13 protein-coding genes and 1 pseudogene are annotated in these 23,315 nt (G+C 47.6%); 3 read left to right on the forward strand and 11 right to left on the reverse strand.

Going from position 1 to position 23,315, the window contains the following annotated elements; all coding sequences use genetic code 11:
* Window positions 1–35 precede the first annotated feature (35 nt).
* Window positions 36–506: pseudogene (locus L5M51_RS02360) on the forward strand (GNAT family N-acetyltransferase).
* A gap of 168 nt (window positions 507–674) precedes the next feature.
* On the opposite strand, the gene L5M51_RS02365 reads toward L5M51_RS02360, so the two are convergent.
* The 10 genes from L5M51_RS02365 to rmuC all read right to left on the reverse strand — a co-directional run bounded on the left by L5M51_RS02365 (window position 675) and on the right by rmuC (window position 20,064).
* Complete coding sequence (locus L5M51_RS02365) at window positions 675–1,070, reverse strand: hypothetical protein (RefSeq protein ID WP_217363085.1); 396 nt, start codon at window positions 1,068–1,070, stop codon at window positions 675–677.
* A gap of 95 nt (window positions 1,071–1,165) precedes the next feature.
* On the reverse strand, window positions 1,166–3,379 hold the full coding sequence (recD, locus tag L5M51_RS02370; RefSeq protein ID WP_263141878.1) for an exodeoxyribonuclease V subunit alpha: 2,214 nt from the start codon (window positions 3,377–3,379) through the stop codon (window positions 1,166–1,168).
* Entirely contained in the window at window positions 3,376–7,161 is a 3,786-nt protein-coding gene (recB, locus tag L5M51_RS02375; RefSeq protein ID WP_263161071.1) for an exodeoxyribonuclease V subunit beta, read from the reverse strand. The genes recD and recB overlap by 4 nt, the downstream gene beginning before the upstream one ends.
* Entirely contained in the window at window positions 7,158–10,952 is a 3,795-nt protein-coding gene (recC, locus tag L5M51_RS02380; protein WP_263171415.1) for an exodeoxyribonuclease V subunit gamma, read from the reverse strand. Before recC ends, recB begins: the two co-directional genes overlap by 4 nt.
* Window positions 10,953–11,107: 155 nt before the next feature.
* A complete protein-coding gene (locus L5M51_RS02385) occupies window positions 11,108–13,267 on the reverse strand; it encodes a DUF3488 and DUF4129 domain-containing transglutaminase family protein (RefSeq protein WP_263171417.1) in 2,160 nt (719 codons plus the stop codon).
* On the reverse strand, window positions 13,264–14,370 hold the full coding sequence (locus L5M51_RS02390; protein ID WP_263171420.1) for a DUF58 domain-containing protein: 1,107 nt from the start codon (window positions 14,368–14,370) through the stop codon (window positions 13,264–13,266). Before L5M51_RS02390 ends, L5M51_RS02385 begins: the two co-directional genes overlap by 4 nt.
* A 71-nt stretch (window positions 14,371–14,441) precedes the next feature.
* Complete coding sequence (locus L5M51_RS02395) at window positions 14,442–15,353, reverse strand: AAA family ATPase (protein WP_263171423.1); 912 nt, start codon at window positions 15,351–15,353, stop codon at window positions 14,442–14,444.
* A gap of 185 nt (window positions 15,354–15,538) precedes the next feature.
* Complete coding sequence (locus tag L5M51_RS02400) at window positions 15,539–16,243, reverse strand: EAL domain-containing protein (protein ID WP_219250463.1); 705 nt, start codon at window positions 16,241–16,243, stop codon at window positions 15,539–15,541.
* Window positions 16,244–16,482: 239 nt separating this feature from the next.
* The gene (locus L5M51_RS02405) at window positions 16,483–18,408 is read right to left on the reverse strand and encodes a transglycosylase SLT domain-containing protein (RefSeq protein ID WP_263171425.1); all 1,926 of its coding nucleotides are present in this window, start codon (window positions 18,406–18,408) and stop codon (window positions 16,483–16,485) included.
* Between the two features lie 81 nt (window positions 18,409–18,489).
* The gene (rmuC, locus tag L5M51_RS02410; protein WP_263171426.1) at window positions 18,490–20,064 is read right to left on the reverse strand and encodes a DNA recombination protein RmuC; all 1,575 of its coding nucleotides are present in this window, start codon (window positions 20,062–20,064) and stop codon (window positions 18,490–18,492) included.
* Window positions 20,065–20,317: 253 nt separating this feature from the next.
* Here rmuC and msrP point away from each other — a divergent pair, with 253 nt between their 5' ends.
* Together msrP and msrQ are read left to right on the forward strand one after the other, a co-directional pair.
* The gene (gene msrP / locus L5M51_RS02415; protein WP_168825138.1) at window positions 20,318–21,352 is read left to right on the forward strand and encodes a protein-methionine-sulfoxide reductase catalytic subunit MsrP; all 1,035 of its coding nucleotides are present in this window, start codon (window positions 20,318–20,320) and stop codon (window positions 21,350–21,352) included.
* Between the two features lie 46 nt (window positions 21,353–21,398).
* On the forward strand, window positions 21,399–22,061 hold the full coding sequence (gene msrQ / locus L5M51_RS02420) for a protein-methionine-sulfoxide reductase heme-binding subunit MsrQ (RefSeq protein ID WP_113939639.1): 663 nt from the start codon (window positions 21,399–21,401) through the stop codon (window positions 22,059–22,061).
* Window positions 22,062–22,233: 172 nt separating this feature from the next.
* On the opposite strand, the gene gloA is transcribed toward msrQ, so the two are convergent.
* Window positions 22,234–22,644 (reverse strand): lactoylglutathione lyase, encoded by a 411-nt coding sequence (gene gloA / locus L5M51_RS02425; RefSeq protein ID WP_006087315.1) that lies wholly within the window; start codon window positions 22,642–22,644, stop codon window positions 22,234–22,236.
* Window positions 22,645–23,315: the final 671 nt, after the last annotated feature.

Below are 23,315 nucleotides of genomic sequence, written 5' to 3' on the forward strand. Positions count from 1 at the left end.
ACATTGACTTTAGGCAGATTACAGCATGGTATCTCATGGTGAATAAAAACATTCGGTTAGCCCGCTTACAGGATACAGATAGTGTGCAGGTATTACTTGAGCAACTCGGTTATTCTTTGCCCCATGCCGCTTTAGCCCAGACGTTAAGCCAATATCAGCATGACTCTTTGCGCCGCAGTGATGAATTACTAGTGTATGAGCAACATAATGCGTAGGGTGACCTACAAGTTGTCGCTGTGATGGCCTTAATGTTCTTTGATTATTTCCCCGCCTTGAGTCGTATCTGTCGTATAACCGCAATTGTGGTGGATGCCGACATGCGGGGTCAGGGCGTTGGCTCTCAGTTGATCGCCTTTGCGAAAGAAAGGGGAAAGCAAGAGAATTGCCAGTTACTCGAACTCACTACATCGATGCAGCGCATTGCCACACAGCAATACTATGAAAGTATAGGGTTTACCAAAACATCTTTTCGCTACAGCTTAGTGTTGAGCGAACCAAACGGCTAATTCTTGGCTCGAGCGAGCATAATCAGATCCGTTGTCCTTGTGCCTTCGGGTACCGGAAAAACGTTGCGGGTGACATTGATAATTTCAAATTGATTGATTTTAGCAATTGATATTGCTTGGCCCACCACCGATATTCAGTCATCCGAATTTGTACATTAATACAAAAGATCAGAGTAAATAGTTCAGATCAAAACAGATGTTTAGCCCTAAGTTATAGGCATGGTTTTTATGTAAATTCACCATTAACTCGACATCCATCAGTTGCGCTAAGGTCACTGGTCTCGCTTCCCAGCGCGGTGCGTGGCCAGCATCATTACAGTGTGCTAGGTATAAACGTCGCGTACTTTGATGTATGCCAAAATACGTCATATTACAACGCTGGCTAATCGTTAAATAGGGCTCAAAGTCGAGTGCATATACCTGCATGTCTTTAAATTCTGACCACTGGATATAGCGGGTTTTTTCATAATAACGCTTAGGTAAAGCGGCATCTGGTGCTATGGCGTCAAACAAGGCAATAACGGCTTGTAGATCCTTAAGTGTAATAATGTCCTTTTTAATCAATGTTTAAATCCTTAGTTTCATGGTTAGAGTAAATCTAAAAGTCATATCTTAAAATGTAGTTCCTAAAGTGTTTCCCATTGACCACAAAGCTTCATTCACCCCCAAAGGCGGTCGGCAAGACCCGATGCGCGTTGGGTTGCTTGGCTACTGGCCCGCTCGAATACGTGCTGGGTGCCTAAGCAGGTAAAGTGGACTTTAGCGCGGGTGATGGCTGTGTAGACCAATTCTTTGGTCAGCAGTTGCCATTGGGCTAGGCTGGGGCTCGGCGGCAATACTAAGGCCACACGGCTAAATTCGCTGCCTTGGCTTTTGTGTACTGTCATGGCATAACAGGTTTCATGGCTGGGCAAACGGGCTGGCAAGACTTTTAACAGGCTGCCATCGGCCTTGATAAAGTGCGCCATTAAACGTTCGGGTTTATCTTCATCCTGCAAAATCAATCCGATATCACCGTTAAACAGGCCTAAGTTATAGTCATTGCTTTGGATGATAATCGGCCGACCCAGATAAAACTCCTGTAGTGGTTTAATCAGCTTGGCATTGGCCAGTGCTTGAGTCACATACTGATTGATGCCTTCAACCCCATAATCGCCCGAGCGCATAGCACATAGAATACGGTACTGGTTAAAGCGTTCAATGATGTCAGCTGTGCTTGGACGTGTGCCTACATCACTATTACTTGCATCATTGTTACTTGCATGGCTATTCAAGGCACCGAGATAAGCGCCATATTGCTGGCAGGCTTGCTCCAGCAGTAAATTGAGTCCCACATTATTAGCAGGCTCGCTTACTTTGGCTTGGGTTTGGCTTACGATCATACTGTGTTCTAACCAGCTCAATTCTGCAGGTCCCTGTTGCCATACCTGCAAAATACCTTGAAGATCAGCACGATTGACGGCACTGGCGAGCAGTCCAATCCCTGCATCGCCTTTAAATCTGTGGCTGTGCATTAGCATACATAAGCTATCGCCAAGTTTAGGGGCATTGCTGATATAGGGTGTTAACTCAAAACCCGTTAAAGCACTCAGACGCTCGGCTTGTTCCTTGGAATAGCGCATTTGCCACAGAGCAGGGCTGCTTGACGCTATGTTGTTCTGAGCAAGGTTATTGGGATCTATTGGTATTTTAAGGCCCGCACAAATATCGGCGAGCACAGCGCCAGCCTCAACCGAGGCGAGTTGGTCTTGATCGCCGAGTAAAATCAAACTGGCGTGCTCAGGCAGTGCGCTGAGCAGTTTATACATCATGGGCAAATCGACCATAGAGGCTTCGTCGACAATCAATAGGTCGAGCCTAAGCGGATTACCTTGGTGGTGGCGAAAGTGCGGCGAATTGGGGATCACCCCAAGAAGTCTGTGTAAGGTTGATGCCTCCTCTGGAATGCGGCCCAGAGCCGTTAAAAAGTCTTGGCTATTTCTATTGCGAGCTTCATCAATAACATTAGCATGGGCGCTGAGTTCCTTCGCCAGACGCGCTTTTGAGGCTTTGATTGATTCGCTTAAGCGAGCCGCCGCTTTTCCCGTTGGCGCGACTAAACGGATTTCCTGCTGTGATTCCATTTGTAGCAATAACAAAAGTTTAGTTACAGTGGTGGTTTTACCCGTACCTGGGCCGCCAGTGATCACCGACAGTTTTTTACCTAGCGCAGTGGCCGTGGCGACCTTTTGCCAATCAATGGGTGCTGTGTCTTCACTGTTAGTTAGTACATTGGTAGTGAGTGCATGGGGCGCGAGCACATTGGCAGGGAACAGTTGATCTAGCAGTGACCTCAACTTAGCGATTTGCGGTTGCTCTTGGTGGTTTGCTTCTTCAGATAATTGCCTAGATATGCTTCCGGACAAGCGGATTAATGAGGTGGCGACTGAGGTTTCAAATTGATGATAACGTTGTAAATAGAGTCTGCCATTATCAAAAACAAGCGGTTTGTTACTGCCCGCTTGGCCAACGGCATCAAAGGTTTGCAAAGTCTCTGTGAGCGCTTCGAGGCTTAAGGTGATTTTACAATGGCTATTTTGCTCGGCCATGGGATTTAGTGGCACGATATGGGCGAGCACTAGGCAGCTGTGCTGTGAAGATAATTGCTGGCTTAATAGCGCACACAGTAAAATAAACAAGGGCTGTTGGCTGTCGCTTGGATGTAAGAGACTCATTTCGAGTGCGAAATGCCGATCGAGCGGTGTGAGCAGTCGTTCTTGCTCCCACTGTTTTAACAGCTCTGGCAGCGGCGCTGCAAGCTGAATTGCGCCATGATCTATCCATTTCGCCGCTGTGAGTGAATGTGCATTTAGCCCTTGGGTTGAGCGCATCATGCCGTGACTCCTGTATCGATTGCACCAGCCAATCTGCTGTGAAATAAATTGTCATTAAAAAGTGAATCTAGCGCGAGAATAAGTGCCTTCGGCGGCTTGTCGTAATAAATACCATAGCCGGGATATTGAGCCGACATTCCCCGTAAGAACAAGTAATAACAACCGCCGACGTGGCTGTCGTAGTCATAACTTGGCAGGCGTAAACTCAAATACCTGTGTAGCGCCAATGAATAGAGAATGTACTGCAAATCGTACCTGTGATCGGTTATTGCGCTTTGCAGCGCGCTCTGATGATAGGCATTGATGTTGTCGCCTAAATGATTCGACTTATAGTCGGCGATATAATATTGACCTTGGTATTCAAAGGTTAAATCGATAAAGCCTTTGAGCATGCCCTTGAGATCATCAAACTTAAGTGTCGACTCATAGCCAAATTGCTGCAGTAGCGCATTGAGCTCAGTATCTTTAAGTTCGCTTAAGGGTAAATAAAACTCCATTTCGACTAAGGTATTCTGCGGCGATAACTTGGCTAAGCACAGATCTGGATGAGCAGGTTTGACGGCGCTTACATGCCCCGTGACCTGCGACTCTAAGGCGTGCGGTATCGCGCAGAGCGGTGCATGCAGCACATCCAAATACCAAGTATGTAATACTGTTTGCCATTCGGGCGCGATACCGTATTGCAGCATGGCTTTAGGCAATTGCAGCGGTAAGTCGATTTCTGCCTGCGTAAAATCAATCTCTTCTAACACTAAATGCATAAAGCTACCGGCATTGGCGCCGCGCTCAAAGTTAAAGCGATTGAGCATGCCATCCTGCAGTTCATGGCTTGCCTCATTAGGAATAGAGAGTGTTTGCGCAGCCGTATATTCAAGCGTACCTAATATTTCATCATCGGCGCCCGGCGCGGCTTTACCATGGCTGGTATTTTTAACGAGACCTGAATAACTGCCGACTCGCCACGGCGTGCGGTATTGGCGGGTTAAGGTTTTCGCGCTCAGTATTTGCGCTATGTCTTGGCTTGAGGGCAATGGGCGCTCGTCTATGTCATCGGGCACCTTATCAATACTTATGGCTTCCACATCTTGGGCGAGCTGCTGCGCAGCATTGCAGATACGGGCAAAGTCACATTCTGAGTCGCCTATGCCCAATAGATAGCCGATAGCGGTTTCATGCAGCTGACTTTTAAGACCATTTTTAAGCTGACGACTGTGGTTGGCGATATACAAGTAACACAAATACACAGGGCGAGTGAGCGCCACATACAAAAGGCGCAAGTCTTCGGCCAAGGTTTCTTGTTTTGCGCGCTCCCAACCCTCATCCGTGCCTTCGATATCCCATACTAGCTCTTGCTCACCTGCATCGTTAGTTCTGTGGTACAGCATAGGCGTCGGGCGGCGGCGATTGTCACGGGCTAGGCTGACAAAGGGCACAAAACACACGGGATACTCAAGGCCCTTACTCTTATGGATAGTCACAATTTGCACCAGATTCTGCTCGCTTTCAAGACGCAGCTGCTGTTCATCTGTGCCTGTGTTATCAATCAGTTGCTGTTCATACCAATTGAGCAGGGCACTCATACCATCAAGTTCGGTGGCTTTTTGTTGTAATAGCTCGGCAAGGTGGCGAAAATCCGTCAGGCGGCGCTCACCGTTTGTGGCATCTTGCTCTTGAGCATCTACCTCTGCACTGGCGGTGTGCAGTAAACGGTCAATTAGTTTAGTGCTATTGGCAAGGCTGAGTAGCGCGGGCATGATGCCGCGTTTTTGCCACACTTGGTGCAAGTTAAAAAATTGCTCTAATAACAGCTGTCTGTGTTCTTCATCTTGGTTAAAGGCATGGATTTGCTCGGCGCTATAACCTAATAATGCCGTGGCTAGGGCGCTGCGCAGTGCCCGTTCATCTTTTGGGTTCGCTAGAGATCGCAAAATTAACGCCATTTCCCGCGCTTCAAGGGTATCGAACACACTGTCGCGACTTAAAAACACTGCGCCTATGTGGCGTTTACTTAATGCGGTTTTCATCACTGCCGCTTCGTTGCGATCCCGCACTAGGATAGCGATGTCTTTAGCGATCAACGGCCCTTTAGGGCTGTGGCATTCGCCATTGGCCGCATCTGTCAGTAAATGGGTAATTTGTGCCGCCGCGTCTTCTGCGAGCAAGTGTCTTGCCGTGGTTTTGTTGAGGCCGTTTTCTGCGCTTTCGCTTAAGAGTCTTAATCTTAAGGCGGCAGGATTGGCGGTTTTTTCAGTGAGGATTTTCCCTTTAGCACTGCTGGGCGTTTTCACGCTATCAAAGGGGATCGATTGACTGATAAACGGATCGTGATGCTGGCTAAACAGATGATTAACCCCAGCGACCATGTTTGCGCTTGAGCGGTAGTTGGTATCCAGATGATAGTGGGCCTGCGTATGATGACGGGCCTCAATATAGGTATGGATATCGGCACCGCGAAAGGCATAAATGGCTTGCTTAGGATCGCCAATCATCAACAGGCTAAGCTTATTTTCTGTATCGTTTTTGCTTTGTTCAAACGAGTAACGGTCTTGGTAGATGCCAGAGAAGATCGCAAATTGCAGCGGATCGGTATCTTGGAATTCATCAATAAGTGCGACGGGGAAACGTGTTGCCACGGCTTTGGGCAAGGTTTCATTATTGGCGTTTAACGCGCTCGCTAATGTCGTGAGTAAGTCATCTGGGGTCAGCACATTTTTTTGTTGTTTTTGCTGGGCAAATCGCTCGCTTATGCCGAGTTTCGCGCTATATAAAAATGCTGGTTTAATGGCGGCAATCAATGTGGCGAGTTGCTCCATATGATCCATCAGCGGTGCTTCGCTCACACTTGGGATGACGCCGCCCTTGTTGAGTTTTAACTCAGACAGCGATAAGGCTTCTAACTCTTTCAGCGGCGGCAACCCATGACCGAAGGCGAGCCAGTTATCTAATGCATCGAACATGGCGGCGAGCTTGGGGTACTTATCCGTTGCTTTGCCAAAGCGGGTGCCGTTGAGTGGCAAACTGTGTAGCAATGCCAATAAGCCATCGCGTCCCCTTGGCCAAGCTAATTTAAAGCGCTCTAAACTTTGGCGTAGTGACAGGGCTAAGGCATCAAACTTAAGCGCGGGTTTCAGAGGCTTTGCTTGACTGGCGCCAAGGAGCGGTCGCAACTGTTTGACTAAACCATCGGGCTCGCCAAATTCCTTGGCAATGATTTGCGCTAAGTAATCGGGCAGCGGATAACAGGCCTCACGCCAAAAATCCCGCACGGCATGGTGCAAAAATTCGCTGTCGTCCAAGGTAAAGTCCGATTCGAACAGTAAGGAAGACTCAAAGGCGAGATCCGATAAAATTCGCTGACAGAAACCGTGAATGGTAAAAATCGCCGCTTCATCGAGGGATTTAAGGGCGAGATCGAACCGTCTCAAGGCAATGGCGCGTTCACTCTCTGGGGTGTTGTCATACAACGCCTGTACAAAGGGATCGGCAATCGTTAGCCCTAAGAAGCACTTAAAGGCGACTTGAATACGCCGGCGAATACGATCTCTTAACTCTTCGGTGGCCGCATTGGTGAAGGTGACTACGAGAATTTGTTCGCAGGTGAGCGGCGCAGGAATGCCATCACCAAGCAATAAGCGTAAGTAAAGACCTGAAATCGTGTAGGTTTTACCTGTGCCAGCGCTGGCCTCAATAAGACGACTACCGCCAAAGGGCAGAGTGAGAGGATCAAGCGCTTGTGGTGCAGACTGTAAGGCTTGCGTGTTCAACGGCATTTGTTCACTCATGCTTGCTCTCCCTGTGCGCTATTGCGGTTCAAATGTGGTGCGAGAGCTTGTGTGTCAGTCGCGTGTTCATTAGCAGGGCCTTGGCTCATGCCATCGTTTAGCGCAAATTCCTCAAGCTGAGCCAGCGTGTCTTTGAGATATAAACTCACCATAGGGCGATAGATACGCTCGGCTAATGCGCCAAAGCTATCCTCAGAGAAATCTCGCGGGAAACTGAATAATCGCTGGTAATGGGGTTCGTTCCCTTCGCCTAATTGACTCTGCTCATCCAGCCATTCAGGTAACGCTTGCTGCAAACGCTCATCGTGCTCACCCTCGCAGCTGACGTAGGCCAGTGAGGTGCGCGGCATAAAACACAGTGGGTATTGCTGACCTTGATAAAACAGCACCAGCAAATCGGCCAGTAACACATGGGCGCGCTCAGCAGTGATTGGCGCTAAGGCGTGGAAATGCCCCATGTCGAGTAGATAGCTTGCATGTGTGTGGCCCATTGCCATTAAACACAGGTGGCGAAGGTACAACCTCAGCACATCGCGACCGTGTGCGCTACCAGGGCGGTAATTGACTAACCCCTTAGGGCTGATGTCATCGATACGACCTTGCAGTAACACTTGCTGGGATTTACCTGCCGTGATGGGCAAGTCAAACACGAGTTTAATATCCGCATGGCTGCTGGCTTGTTCTCCCTTGAGGAACAAGGTTCTGCCAATCAAAGGTTTAATATCATGCTGATATTGGCGCAGTAGCAAATCATCGAAGGGCTGCATGGGCAAAGTGCCACTGGCTTTGAGGCGTTTAATCAGCTCGATATCGGGCTCAGTCAGACCTTGGCCTATGGCATCGTCGAGTAACTGGGCCTGCAACATATAGCGCTCTAGGGCATTTAGACTAAAGGGCTCGTCATTATCATCAGCCTGAATATTAAGGCTGAGATCGACTTTTAACGTACGGTTGAAGAAGTACTGCGCCGGATTTCGAAAGAAACGGATCAGGGCTGACACATCCACTTGCTTGCTTTGCTTACTTTGCTGCTGTTCGTGCTCAGAATCTGGCTCTGGCACTGAGTCTTGTTCATCCGCGTCGAGCATAATGCGAGTTTGCGCGCCGATAAAGCAGCCCGCATGTGTGCCCGCAGCATCCGTATTGGGCGGACACCATTGCAGGCTGTAACTTTGGCCTATGCCTGAGTTATGTTGGCTTATGTTTGAGCCATCTTTGTCATCATTTTTTACTGTGGCTTGATACAACTTGGGATCAAAGGGTTGCAGCGGCTGGTGGCTGACAATTGCGTTATAGAGGGCTTTTTCGGCATCCTCTGGGTCTATGGGGCTTGAAGCGTTTTGCGATTGAATCAATAGGGCTTCAGGCAAATAGCACAGCTGACAATATTCGATCAGCTCAGAGACGAGCATAGAGGCGATACGTTCAGAGTTATCCCGTTCGCTGCGGCCAATATAGCTGATATACAGTTGTTCCCGCGCCGACAATAAGGCTTCTAAAAACAAATATCTGTCATCGAGGCGTCGGGAGCGATCGCCTTTACGGGCACCAAAGTGTGCCATTAAATCAAAGCCAACGGGATGTTGAACCCTAGGATAAACCCCATCATTCATACCGAGTAAACACACGACCTTAAAAGGAATCGAGCGCATCGGCATTAAGGTACAAAAGTTCACGCTTCCCGCAAGATAACGCTGGCCGACCCGAGATTCGGTTAAGCGTTGATTAAACCACTGTTGCAGCACTTCGATACTGAGGCTAAGCCCGCTTATGCGCTCTTGGGCTAGCGGCGCTAACGGGCTTATATCTAAAGAAAAAGCTAACGGTGAGGTATCAAAGGGCCTGCCCGCCGATAGTAACTCTTGCTCTAGGGCGGCAATGGCATCGCGGATTTCCTGTAATTGTTCGCGCTCGTCTTCATCTGTGTCGTAGAAGGCATCTAGTAGCTCAGTTAATTCCGCTAAACGCAGGGCGCCCACTTGCGGTAAGGCGAGTATTTGCGCGGTTTCATCGAGCACTTCAATAAAATTGAGTAGCTTACCTAACGCCTGCGCCGATTGGCCTTCAATGCCAGTGACGACAAGATGGTCTTGGTAGAGCTGTGCATCGTCACTCAAGGCGTAACCTAAAATCAGCCTTTTAATACCAAAGGCCCAGGAGTTTTGCTCAAACGCTGGCACACCTTGTTTAAGGCGGCTTTGTTCATTGCGGCCCCAGCGCACGCCCGCTTCATCTAACCAGCGGCGGATCAGTTGCAATTCATCGTCATCGAGCTGGAAACGGCGCAAAATGGCGGGCACTTCGAGTATGCTCAAAATGTCGGTCAGACCAAAACGACTTTGATTAATTCCAAGTAAATTTAAAAAGCTATTGATGAGCGGTGATTCCTGCGCTGCGCCGCGATCGGCAATGGCGTAGGGAATGTAATGCAGGCCTTGCTTCGCCGAGAAGACGGCATCGATATAGGGGGCGTAGGCGGCGACATCGGGCATCATCACCACTATGTCTTTAGGCGTCAGGTCGATATCATTGCTGAGTAACTCAAGCAAGTGATCGTGCAGGGTTTCGACTTCCCGCAGTGGGCTGTGACAACTCTTGACTCGAATGGATTCATCGTCGCGCTTTAGTCGGCGTCTGTTCTCGACATTTTGGTACAGCTCGGCATCTGGCCCTAGCACTCTGTCTAAGGTTTGCATCTCTAAAATATCGTATTGCACGCCGTGTAGCATGCTGGCGTGACTGTGTGGCGAGTTGGGATCGTCACAGGGTTCACAATACACATCATCGCCAAAGTCGCAGTGTTCGGCGGGGAGCTCAAGCAGCATATCGAGTAATTCACGGCCCATCTTGCCGTTATTGGCAAGCAGCGGATTGCCCACTTCGAGTTTATCTTCCCACAGTTCGGCTAATTGGCGTTTACCCGCATATTGCACCGCCATGCGAGCCCGATTACGGGGATCAACAATGTCGCCCCAATAGTGCTGACAGGGGCTTAAGCCAAGCACGATCACATCGATACGACTTGCTAGATGGTAAAGCACTTCAAGGGTTTGCGGCGCCATTGAGGAAATGCCAAACACAAATAAGCGTTGTGGCAATTTGGCGAGTGACGTGTCGGGATGATTCAGCGCGGCAATTAAGTCACTGTGCAGGTTGGCCCTGTGGTAATGGCTTTGATTAAGCTCATCACGATTAAAGGCAATCAGTGCGCGCCATAAAATGGGTTGCCAGCGTTGGTCTTCATTCAGCGGCTTGGTGAGTGATTCGGGATGCTCGTTTTGCTCCCACGCTAAAATCCAATCGGGGCGATACACTAAGTATTGGTCGAAGATATCGGCAATCCGGCCACAGAGTTGGTACAGCTTAATATCGTCAGCCGTCAGGTTACTGGCGTTGAGATGTTCACTCGTGTCGGTGGCATTTGTGCTGGATTGCTGATGACTTAGATAGTGTCTCAACGGCCCAAAGGCGTCATTTTGTAGCATGCGCGGTAAGAGTTGCATCAGCTTCCACGTCATTGCCGCCTTAGTGAAGGCGTTATCCTTAGGCACATTGGGCAATAAGTCATGGCACAACTGCCAGGTAAAGCTCGATGGCAGCGGGAATTCCAATGCGGCGGCAATCCCATTCTGTTTGGCGATTTCGAGGCGTAGCCAAGTCGACATGCCGGGACTCTGTACCAGAATATGCTCGTTACTCAGTAGACGTGCGAAAGCAAGGGGTTGGGTCAGGTAAGCAGCTAAATGGGCGCAGAGCACTTCCATCTGATTGGACTGGATTAACTTTAGCATGTGCAACTCGGCATGGTGACAATAAAACAATTCTATGTGTTTGATTTATAAGATTCAACACTATTGCTGCTTCTGTGGAATTAACCCGCAATTTTAGGTGTTTATTGGTGCTTGCTCCGATGATGTATCGTCAGTTAAAGCTCAGTTGACGAATGCTAGGCTAGATTGAACTTATCTTTCACTTTGGCTCTGAGCAATAACCAGTTGAGCTGCTTCGCCGCCGCTTTAAATGCGGTTAAATGCGCTTGATAGTCTTTAGCCGGTAAATCTTGGTACTTCAGCGCTACATAACTTTGGGTCAAGGTTTGGAACAGCGTGCAAAGCTTTGGTGCACTGTGTTGGTATTGCTCAATAATCTGCTGCGCAAATTGATTTGGTCCATCACTGTCTTTGCGCTTAATGCCATGGTGTGCGAGACGATTACAGAGCTGTTGATAACGAGTGCTAATAGGATCGCCTTGAACTCTAAAATGTAATAAGCCCGCACTGTAGGCAATATAGAGCACGATAAGGCTGATACAGAGCCCCATAAAGACCGCGATTTTAGTGTGAGTCACATCGCCTAAAATGCCACTGAGCACTTGATTCTGCTTCTCTTGGTTAAAACCCAGTACCCACACGCTCCAGTAATAATCTATGCTGGCAAAACGTTGTCTTAACTCATTGAGCCAAGGCATTGATTTGAATCGTAAGCTACTAAAAGGGCTTTCCTGCAGGTAACTCTGCTCGGGATCAAACTGGGCGTCGAATCCTTGCTCGATACGATTGGGCGCCACCATAGCGGTGGGGTCGAAACGCACCCAACCTTCATCTTCAAGCCAGACTTCTGCCCATGCGTGGGCCATATATTGATACACACTGTAGTAACCCGCTTGCGGATTAAATTCACCGCCCTGATAGCCTGTGACCATACGCGCGGGTAAGCCTGTGGCCCGCGCCATAAAAATGAAGGCTGCGGCATAGTGCACGCAAAAACCGGCTTTGTTTTCAAATAAGAAATCATCCACTTGCTGCGGCCCAAGGGGGGGAGGCGTGAGTGTGTAGAAGAAAGGCTCACTATTAAAGTGGCCCATCATGGCCCATAGTCGTGGCTTAGGCGCGGGATACTGAGTCTTAAACTGCTCAGCTAACGTTAAAGTGCGTGGATTACTTTGGCTCGGCAGTTCGAGGTTAATCTGTCTTTGCCGCGCCGATAGCCTGAGATCCATCTTAGCCTTAGGCCAAGACTCCACTTGATAACTCATTCGCTGATCGACATTGCGCAGCGCTAACAGTCGATAGTCGGGCATATTGACCACGTTATCATCTTGGCTATAGGCCACATCGAGACCAAATAACCACGGCTGGTGGCTCGGCTCAGCAATCACTTGATAACGAATACTATGCTTATCTTGCTTACTTAATGCGGTCTCTTGATCTTCACTGCTTATCGGAGCAGGACTATTACTCATGGGATCAGGATTATTGACCATCAATGCTGGGCTGGGCCGTGAAGGAGGAAACAGCAGCGCATCTTTTTGCAACTGTTTAATCCCCGCTTCTTGGCGCCAAGTGACACCATCATAGTTCTCCATCACGAGGGCGCGCCAATATAACTCGGCATTAATGGGCGTTGCATTGGTAAAGCTCGCCCTAAAGGCAAGTTCAGTCGAACGGGTAAGCTTACCTATATCACCAATCGCCAGACTATCGGACAAGCCCGTTTGCGCTTCTTTCATGTTGGGCACTAACCAGAGCGGTGCAAGACGCGGTAACACTAAAAATAACAGCAGCGCGAGGGGAAGGCTCTGGAGTAAAAATTTGCCACCTTGCCAAGCCGTGTGTTTTAAGGATTGCTTATCTTGATACAAAGTCACGAGCACGCAGGTGTTGATCAACGTCACCACGAGTAAATGCGCGGTATTGAGTAAGGATTGATGATCAATAAAGGTCAGCGCGATAATAAAATAGCCCGCGAGGACGACAACGCGTACATCCCTTTGATTACGCATTTCAATGTATTTTAAGGCATAACCTAACAGCAGCAGATTCACTAGCGCATTGAGTAAGCCGATTTCCTTTGAGACGAGTGCCAGTGTGGTTGCGGCGCCGATTGCAAGACTGGTGACCAAAAAACGCGGTGGCTTTGCCACTTTGCCGACATAAATCCCCACACGCCACAGCAAACAGATAGCGCAAATGCCCAAAGTCCAAGGCGTGGTTTTATCAAATAGTGGGCTTAATACCGCAATATTGGTGATCAATAACCAAAAAAGTGTCTGGCGGCTAATATTGTCGCCGATTTGCGGTGTTGTGCTATTGGCCGCTAACTTCATACTTGCTCCCTCGAAGTAGGGATATGATGCTGCTTGCGGGGAGCTCGATTCGTTTTTTGTGGCTGATTAGCGACTGATGACTGATATAGGGGCTTCGCCACTGAAGGCGCTAATTGTGGATATAAGGCAATGGCTTTTTGACAGGCGATCCTGTGGTGATTGCCTATCGCGGGCGCGATCAGCACATCGTCTCCCATTGGGTTTTGCAGATGTAAGCCAAAATACTGCTCAAGTTGCGTGAGTTTATTGACTTGCCAGCTTAGCTGACTCAATTGGGTTTCGAGGCGTTTGGTATCGGGTCTGAGCCTTAACCAGACGGGATCACCTTGGGGCTGCTGGAATTCTTTAGTCAGCATGCCGCGACCCTGCGCCCACTGTTTCCACGCCACTTGTTTGAGGGACTCGCCGAGCACATGGGGTTTAAGTCCTTTAAACTCATCGATGCCTGACACATGTTTACCCGCCAGTAGCAGGGGATCTTGCTCAGACTGAGTATGATCAGACTCAAGCTGCAGCGGCGCTTCAATCGGCTGGGCAAAGACTAAGTGACTAATGGCCAAATCCACATGGGACCATGCGCGGCAAAGCCCTAAGGGATAGAAGGATTCAATTTTGAGCCGACCTGGTGACACTTGACCCCGCTGATGATATTCGAAGGGGACGAGTGCTTGTTGTTCATCTGTGCCAAGATTCTGCATCGTATAAGTGCGATTATGCGGATAGTTAAGTTGTATGTTATGGCCACTGTGGTGCGTGCTGATGAGGACGGGAAAGGTTAAGGTTTCGCCCGCATAGACTTCGGGCGGCGTCGTGGCCCGTAAATGTAAGCCAGCCAGATTTTTGTAACTGTAGAGAATGCAGGTATTAAAAAGGCTTAGGAGTAAGATGCTGAGGCCAATGACTAAGTTATTTTGATAGTTAGTGCCGAATAGATATAAAAGTAAAACCAGACCGAGCCAAACGAACCCAAAACCGCTCGGCAGAATAAAAATGCTGCGATGGCTTAAGGTTATTTCGGGACTCGGTGGCAAGCGTCTTGCTAACCAACGTTGCCAAATCGGGACTAACGTCGGAATGAAAGTCGGGAGTATCAGTCGTTTCACTTCTCAGTCATTTCCTTGGTTTAATGCGTTAAATGCATACTTTAGCGATATCTTCTCATTACAGTATCTTGCTACATAATAGGGTTAACGCTCGTCAGAATTCGCTCGGATAAGGCTTCACCCTGTAATTGGCTACTGGTTCTGAGTCTATGCTCAGCCACGCAGCAAAATACCGCTTGCACATCTTCGGGGACTAAATAATGTCGACCTTCTAAAAAGGCCCATGCCTTAGCCGCTTGTAATAGCGCTTTGGTGGCACGCGGTGATAACCCCACGCTATCACTTTGGCTACGGGAAAAACTCACTAAGGCCAGAATATAATTGAGTAAGGCATCGGAAGCGCTGACTTTGTCGCACTGCTCTTGCAGTTGCATTAAGGCCATCGGTGTCAGGCATTGGGGCAATTGATCTAAGGTTAAGTGGTTATGATTGCTCTTAAGCATAGCGAGTTCAGCATCGTGGCTTGGATAACCAATAGACAGACGCATCATAAACCTGTCGAGCTGCGATTCTGGTAGCGAAAATGTACCGGATTGATCGGTGGGATTTTGAGTCGCGATTACAAAGAAAGGATTGGGCAATCTGTGGGTGATGCCATCGACGGAAATTTGTTGTTCGGCCATCGCTTCGAGTAAAGCACTTTGTGTCTTAGGGCTGGCGCGATTAATTTCATCTGCCAAAATCATCTGTTTGAAAATCGGTCCAGGATGAAAGATAAATTGTGCTTGATGTTTATCAAAAATCGATACGCCGAGAATGTCGGCAGGCAGCATGTCACTGGTGAATTGGATCCGCTGATAGCTCAAACCTAAGCTTTGGGCTATACCATGGGAAATACTGGTTTTACCCATGCCGGGTAAGTCTTCAATCAACAGGTGCCCACGGGCGAGAATACAGGCTAGAGCGAGACGAATTTGCCTAGGCTTGCCCAGCAATACTTGTTCGAGTTGTTGTAGTAATTCGCTGATCCCAGATTGTGCCACGGGCGACTCCTAATACATTTGGAAGTGTGCTTAAGGTGCATTTGCAAGCTGATGTGCGTTATCAATATGGCGGATCATCGCCCGTATATCCAGTGGCATTTCTAGTGCTAAATCAATTACTCGACAGCATTAGGTTTGGTCTTGAGTGGGCTGGTGGCGCGAATGTAAACCGTTTTAGCCTGATCTTACGTAAGGCACAGTGCTTGGCTGCTGGTGGGGCGAATAAACCAGGATTTAAACAAAAAGCCTTGGACAAAGTCGACACCGATATCCCGCGCAAAGGCTAAGTGAGCTTCAGTTTCTATGCCTTCTAAAATGCACTGTTTGTGGGTCTTTTTGGCAAAGTTGACCAATGCAATTAATAATTGGGCTCCCTCGGGGTGTGTTATGTGCGTTAACCAATGGCGGTCAAACTTAAGATAATCCACGTTCATCATCAGATCGACACTGAGCATGGAGTGGGGCGCACCAATATCATCCAGCGCCACATGTATCTTAGCTTGTTTAAATTGAGTGAATAATTGACTGGCCAGCTGGGCATCGTTAATGCAGGTGTTTTCGATGATCTCGACCGTGACTCGTTCATAGTGGGATAGTAAACGAATGAGCTTGGCGGTATGTGGTCCATCGACGGCGTGGGGATCAACATTGATAAAAATTCGCTGCTGACTCGGCGCATGGATGAGTTGAAATGCCTTGGCTTGATATTCAACTGCGGCGAGTAATTCTGTGGATTCATGCAATTGCTCGAACACAATATTAGGTGCAACCGCATCACCATTAGGCAAGTAAAAGCGTGCTAAGGCTTCATAGCCGTCGATGGCTAAAGTATGAGGATTGACAAAGGGTTGGTATTCGCAGCTAAGGGTTAACGAACTAAGGTTAATCATGGGCCTAATGGGAGTCTTAATGCTTTAATACTAATTATTCGCATTTAACGCCCTTCAGTGCAAACAAGTTTTCGATAAAACGGCGTGATTGCTGAATAATTATTCGCTTTGTTAATTATTTGAATTTAGAGAATATCATTTAGAATTTTTGGTGGTTAAAGCATGAGCGTTACCCTAGGGTATGCTGAAAAGTAGGAACTCGATGCAGCTGAGTATCGAGTTCCTTCTCATGTCGCGAGTTAGTAAGCAAACTTAAGCTCAGCTTCGCTGAATAATGGCTGTGCTTTTTGCTTTTGCGCCTCATAAATCAATCGATAGCTGAGGACGGCTTGAACATATTCACGGGTTTCAGTAAAGGGAATGGCCTCGATAAAGCCCATGGCATCGAGTTTGCCATCTGAGTTTGATAACCAGCGACGCACGCGAGAGGGACCCGCGTTATAGGCCGCCGTGGCGAGGATGCGGTTTTGGTTAAACTCTTTCAACAGCTGGGCATAGTAAGCGCTACCAAGATTGAGGTTAAGCTCTGCGCTGTAGAGATCCTTTGGATCGCTATATCTGGCCCCGTGTTTTTTGGCGGTAGCTTTGGCCGTGGCAGGCATAATTTGCATTAGGCCACGGGCACCTACGCCCGAGGTCGCATAAAGATAAAATGCACTTTCGCGGCGGCTAATCGCACGGATCTCATCGATGTTAACCCTATGCTTTTTGCTGGCGTGCTCAAAACCGGCTTGGTGTGCCATAGGGAAGCGTAGAGGAATATCATCCCACAACTTACCTTGAATACTGGCTTCAACCCCAAAATCGTACCAGCCCTGTTCATGGGCATAGCGTCCATAGCGTGCTCGCATCGTATTGTCACTGCGTTTTAGTAGTGACATCCATTCATAGCGAGCATCGAAATAACGGTCCAGCGCCATCAGCTCTTGCACGCGCACAAAACCCAGATCATCTGTTAACTTTTGGCTGCTGGCGTCGACAACAGGCTCAGGGCTTTGATTGAGTGATACCGGTTTATTTAAGAACTGCGCAGCAGCAAAACCGTAAAAATTACGTTCATTACTGATTGTCGCGAGCGCTTTTATGGCGCTTTCAGGCGCTTCTTTGGCATTGGTGCGATAAAGCCAGTATTGCCAACGCTCCTTTGCTAAGGTTTCTGGTTGGAGTAGGTTCAAGTAACGGGCAATACTGCGCATGTCGTGATCGCGGATAGCCCATCTTAAACGGCGTTCAAATAAGTCGTCATTTTTCAGCTCAGTGAGCACATTGTCGACATAGTTTTTATAGTTATCATCTTGTTCAATTAAAATGCGGCGAACAAGGTATTTATCGAGTTGCTGCGCTTGTTCTGGGGTAAAACGATGGGCCTTTTGATACCGTTCATACAAATTAATGGCTTGGTCGAGATCCTTACGGGCAAGACGTTTTAATCCTGCGGCAACTATGTCACCGACAATGGGATTTTTATCTTTAAACTTTTCGGTATGGCGCAGGCTATTAGGATCTTTATAGACGGCGACTAAACGCTTAGCTTCGTTACTATGGGTGGTGATTTTTTGGGATAAATAACTCAGTAAACTCGTTTCGCCAGCCTCGAAACTCAGCATCATTCGCGCCCATACGACATCTTGTGTGCGTTTGCCCGCTTTGGTCCATGTGTTGAAAAGAGGATCACATTCCTTTGGTCGCGCCCCCCCAAATACCCAAAGTGATTGTGCGGCCGCATAAGCCGTTTTTAGATCGCCCTTGGCGAGTTTCGCCTCATAGTAATAACACTGCAGGCGGATGTCGGTAGGCGCTTCTGGGGTGATCGCAAGATAATCATTCCAGCGTTTTTGGCTACCAGCGTTGTTTAAATATTTAGACCGCAACCTATTGTACATGGGTGTGGTTTCATATTTTTCAATCAAGGCTTTAGCTGCATAACCCTGTAAGGCATTAAGAGCACCGATGTCGATATCATGATCTAAATAAATCGCGAGCGGATAATTACCTAGTTTTGCCCGTAGGGGTTTATAGGTTGCATAATCTTGCTTCTTCAGGGCTTTTTCGGCCTCAAGAAAGGTTTTCTGCGTTGACGTTAACGCAAGTGCAGCAGGGGCATTCAATGCGCCTGCGAGCAATATTGCACTGGATATAACCACATTTATAACTGCTTTGCACATGGAGCGTTTGCCTCCGGGCATCAAGGTATCAATCGACATGTCCGTATCGATTTGAGGTAATTAATGGGTGTTCAATTCTTGTTATCTATCATTGCACTCGACAGGCTCGATTTCTGTGTCCTTAGGATCGCGGGTATGCGACAGATTAAGTTCAGCGTCGTCATCCTGAGTGTCGTTATCGTCTTGGGCTTCATTGAGTGCTTTTTCTAGCAGCATTTTATCCAGTTGTTTGCTGGTATCGACCCCGAGCTGCTGCATTAAATGGGCTTGACGCACTAGGTTGCCTTTGCCCGATGACAGCTTGTTCATTGCGCTGTGATAGGTTTTTTCTGCATTATCTAAGGCGCGGCCGAGTTTTTCCATGTCTTCAATATAACCACATAACTTGTCGTAAATTCGACCCGCTTGTTTTGCAATGGTTTGTGCGTGTTGATTTTGATATTCGTAGCGCCAAATATTGTTAATTGTGCGCAGGGCCACCAACAAATTCGTTGGACTAACGAGCATGATATTCTGCTCAAGGGCAAAATTGACTAGGCTAGGATCATGCTCTAACGCCAGTAAAAATGCCGGTTCTATAGGAATAAACATCAATACATAATCGAGACTCTTAAGGCCATGCAGATGTTGATAATCCTTTTGACTTAAGCCTTTAATGTGACTGCGAATTGAAATGACATGCTCGTTAATCGCCTGTTGGCGCAGTGCCGGATCTTCACTGTTGAAGTAGCGCTCATAACTGACCAACGACATCTTAGCATCAATGACCACATCTTTATTTTCTGGCAGATGCACAATCACATCCGGCTTAAAGCGCTTACCGCTATCATCCTTGAGATCTTGCTGAGTATGGTACTCATGGCCTTCACGTAGGCCGCTTTCCTGCAGTACGCGATCGAGGATCACTTCACCCCAATTACCTTGTTGCTTGTTATCGCCCTTGAGCGCTTTGGTCAGGTTGATGGCATCTTGGCTCATCTTCAGATTGAGCTCCCTTAAGTGCTCAAGCTGATGTTTGAGGGCGCTGCGTTCGGATTGTTCGTGGGTGTAGGATTCACGAATTTGCTGTCTGAATCCTTCTAGCTGTTGTTTTAATGGCCCAAGCACGCCTTCGAGTTGGCTGGCATTTTGGTGCTTAAAGTTTTCGCTACGTTCTTCAAAAATACGGTTTGCGAGGTTTTCAAATTGGGTTTGTAAACGCACTTCGGCCGATTCTAAGCTGGCAATTTTATCCTGCAGCGATTCTTGCTGGGCATCGGCCTTGGCTTGAATGGTTTGCTGCATGGCATTGGATTTCGACAGGGCTAATTGGATCTCTAACTGACGGCGCTGGCTATCATTTAATTGCTGCTCTAAGGTGGGCACGCGTTCGGCTAAGGCTTCGGCTTTGCCCAGTTGTTCAATTTTGAGCTCAAGGCGTTGTTGGTATTGACGTAATTGCGCTTCTTTGTCATCGACCAAAATTTGCTGTTGTGCTAAGGATAATTCTGCATCTTCATTTACTTGACGCATTTCTTGCTCAAGTTGGTCTTTGTGTAGTTGCCAGCGTTGGCGGGTGAGTTTTTGATTGAGCAGAGCACCGATCAACAGGCCTAAGAAGGCAATGGCGAGAAGGCCGATGATTTCGGCGACAGAAAAAGATTGAGAAAATGGCATGATCAATAGCACTCCTTTAGCTTTGGCGCTTAGGTTCGCATGCCCCCCAACAGGCTTCAAGCCCTTTAATCAACTATATCTGCGCTTAATGCTTGAATGAGCAAGTCTTATACGTTTAAGGTGAATTTATTCACGGGTGGAAAGTTTTTCTGGCTTTTACCTGTCTATATAAGAGTGAGCGATACAGAAGAGCGCCAGAGAAGGTTTTTATCGCGACTCGGTAGCTTTAATCATTGGATGGTAGAGGTGTCAATTGGCTAAACATTCCCGTTTTACCCCAGGTATTCTTAAAAAAGCGCAGTGGCACATGCAAGACAACCAAGTGACGCCCGAAGCGGTATTTCGCTCGCGTCGGCAAATTGTAAAAGCCATGGGACTCGGTGCTATCGGCGCCAGTGTGCCAGGTTACGTGCAGGCCGGATTATTCGATCTATTTGGCGATCAACCTAAGTCCTCATTTATCACTACGCCACTGACGTTTCAATCCAATAAGCAGTACGGTGACGCCGATGTGTTAACCCCGTTTGATAAAGTGACGCAGCATAATAATTTCTACGAATTTGGTACGGATAAGCAAGATCCCTTCAATAATGCCCAAGGCTTTAAAGTCGACCCTTGGCAACTGCGTATCGAAGGTGAAGTTGAACGGCCCATGACCTTAGATTTTAATGATCTGACTAAAATTTTCCCGCTTGAGGAGCGTAACTATCGCCTGCGCTGCGTTGAAGCTTGGTCTATGGTGATCCCTTGGGTGGGGTTCCCGCTGGCGGCGTTATTAAAAAAGGTTGGCGTCACCAGTAAGGGCAAGTATGTCGCCTTCGAAACCGCTTTTGATCCCGAGCAAATGCCGGGGCAGAAGAGCCGATTAATGGGCGGTGGTATTCATTATCCTTATGTTGAAGGCCTCACGATAGCCGAAGCAATGAACGATTTAACCTTAATGTCGGTGGGTTTGTACGGCAAAACCCTGCCACCGCAGAACGGCGCGCCCATTCGCTTAGTGGTGCCGTGGAAATATGGCTTTAAGAGCATTAAATCAATCGTGCGAATTCGCGTCATGGATAAACAACCGCCGACCAGCTGGAATCAGCTTGCCTCACACGAGTATGGATTCTATGCCAACGTTAATCCGGCGGTGGATCATCCGCGCTGGTCGCAGGCCACAGAGCGTCGTATCGGCGAGGGGGGATTGTTTTCAGCAACCCGCATCGATACCCAGCCGTTCAACGGTTACGGCGAGTTTGTGGCTTCACTGTATGACGGCATGGATCTGAGGAAATACTATTGATGATTGGTTTGTTGTTCGGGGATTCGCTATTAAGCGGGGACAAACTATGTTGAGATTAACCGCTAAGCACTTGTTTTGGCTAAAGGCGTTATTTCATTTGTTGGGTTTAGTGCCCATCGTCTACCTTGTGCTCACAGTGGTGCTTGGCCGTGCGGGTGGCGATCCCGTGCAGCACATTATTCACTACACAGGCATAGGCGCATTAAATGCGCTAGCGGCGACCTTACTGATCTCACCGATTGCCAAGTTGACCAAGCAAGGGCTGTTGATGCAGACCCGCCGTTTAGTGGGGTTATATGTGTTTGCCTATGCCACTTTACATATCTTGGCCTTTTTTAGTTTAGATCTGTTGTTTGCTTGGGAATTACTGTTTAGTGAAGTGGTAAAACGGCCGTATATTTTAGTCGGCGCTGTGGCTTATCTTATCGTTTCCGCTTTGGCGATAACTTCGTTTAAAGCCTTGATGCGTAAGATGGGACGTCGTTGGCAAACCTTGCACTATGGGGTGTATCTAGTCGCGATATTGGCGCCAATCCATTTTTACTGGTCGGTAAAATCGGAAATCATCGAGCCGAGTCTGTATATCGTAGGTTTTAGTGTGTTGCTGCTGTGGCGCACGCCTTGGTTTAAACGTCATTTCAGCCGTAAAGTGGCGAACAAAACCGAGCGAAAGCTGACACAAGATAAAGCTTCGATAAAGTCGGTTTAGACGTATGGCGCGAGCAGTAAATCACTGGCTTGATTTATGTTTCTTTGTGCCTAACGCAAGATATAAATTATAAAAACAAAAATGCCGAATCAAGATTCGGCATTTCTCATTTAGCGAACTGTTCTGCTCAGTTAATCTAGCTCAGTTAATCTTCTTGCTCAGGTGGCAAGACTTAACCTAAACCTTGGGTCGCTGATTTCATTTGAATGAACTCAATTTTATAACCGTCTGGATCTTCAACAAACGCAATCTCAGTGGTACCACCTGCGACAGGACCTGGAGCACGAGTCACTTTGCCACCGGCTGCGGCAATAGCAGCGCAACGGGCGTAGATATCTTCATCGCCAATCGCTAAGTGGCCAAAGCCTGTGCCTAAATCATATTTGTCAGTGCCCCAGTTATAGGTCAGTTCAACCACGGCTTGGCCTGTGGATTCTTCACCATAACCCACGAAAGCTAAAGAATATTTGTACTCTGGATTTTCAGAGGTGCGAAGTAGTTTCATGCCGAGCACTTCAGTATAAAAAGCAATACTGCGTTCTAAGTTACCGACGCGGATCATAGTATGTAATAGTTGCGACATAGGTCCTCTCTCTAAATAGATTACGGGGTGGAGTATACCAAAAATCCGTAGATGGACCTCGATAAATGTCAGCCATTGTTTTTACAGCGCTTGACCCAGATTAAAGCTTAGGATAGGGAAATGATTGTCTGTAAGAGGAATTTTCAGGATTTAGAAGAGAAAATTGCCGATAAATTGGCTATCGCTCACAAAACACAGAGACAAACATGGGTTTTTATCACTGGGTTGATAATAATGTAGCCATACCAACTAGGAGAGTGAATGATGAACACCGAACTTAAAATGGCTTTAGGCACCACAGTTGTTATTGCTTTATTTTTCAGTGCGTTCTTTGTTTCAATGTTTTAACGACTAATACAAGTTTGAGTTAACCCAGTTCCAAGTTAAGCAAAAAGCCGCTATTGCGGCTTTTTGTTTGTTTGAAATCCAGTCTAATCAATGTGAAAACAACACTGAAACGTCAATTTACTCCACTCAGTTGATTCGAAGCTTATTCTTCAGGGTATATTTTTTCTTTAAAGTACTTTTATATTTACTAAAAATGCGTTCTCTTTGGTGGGTGAGTGAGTATGTACCTAGCTATAACAGGCTCTATAGGTAGTTCAGATGCTTATAATTCATTACAAATATTTTAATTTTTGTATAGGTAGTCTTTTTTTGACTCGAAATCA

This window comes from Shewanella sp. SM73 (genome assembly GCF_025653795.1).
Taxonomy (GTDB): Bacteria; Pseudomonadota; Gammaproteobacteria; order Enterobacterales; family Shewanellaceae; genus Shewanella; species Shewanella oncorhynchi.

What these genes read in the sequence shown, in the direction of transcription:
- L5M51_RS02385 (WP_263171417.1), bottom strand. Translation starts at nt 13,267, where the DNA reads ATGAAGTTAGCGGCCAATAGCACAACACCGCAAATCGGCGACAATATT.
- recB (WP_263161071.1), bottom strand. Translation starts at nt 7,161, where the DNA reads ATGAGTGAACAAATGCCGTTGAACACGCAAGCCTTACAGTCTGCACCA.
- rmuC (WP_263171426.1), bottom strand. Translation starts at nt 20,064, where the DNA reads ATGCCATTTTCTCAATCTTTTTCTGTCGCCGAAATCATCGGCCTTCTC.
- L5M51_RS02400 (WP_219250463.1), bottom strand. Translation starts at nt 16,243, where the DNA reads ATGATTAACCTTAGTTCGTTAACCCTTAGCTGCGAATACCAACCCTTT.
- L5M51_RS02405 (WP_263171425.1), bottom strand. Translation starts at nt 18,408, where the DNA reads ATGTGCAAAGCAGTTATAAATGTGGTTATATCCAGTGCAATATTGCTC.
- recC (WP_263171415.1), bottom strand. Translation starts at nt 10,952, where the DNA reads ATGCTAAAGTTAATCCAGTCCAATCAGATGGAAGTGCTCTGCGCCCAT.
- gloA (WP_006087315.1), bottom strand. Translation starts at nt 22,644, where the DNA reads ATGTCGCAACTATTACATACTATGATCCGCGTCGGTAACTTAGAACGC.
- msrQ (WP_113939639.1), top strand. Translation starts at nt 21,399, where the DNA reads ATGTTGAGATTAACCGCTAAGCACTTGTTTTGGCTAAAGGCGTTATTT.
- recD (WP_263141878.1), bottom strand. Translation starts at nt 3,379, where the DNA reads ATGATGCGCTCAACCCAAGGGCTAAATGCACATTCACTCACAGCGGCG.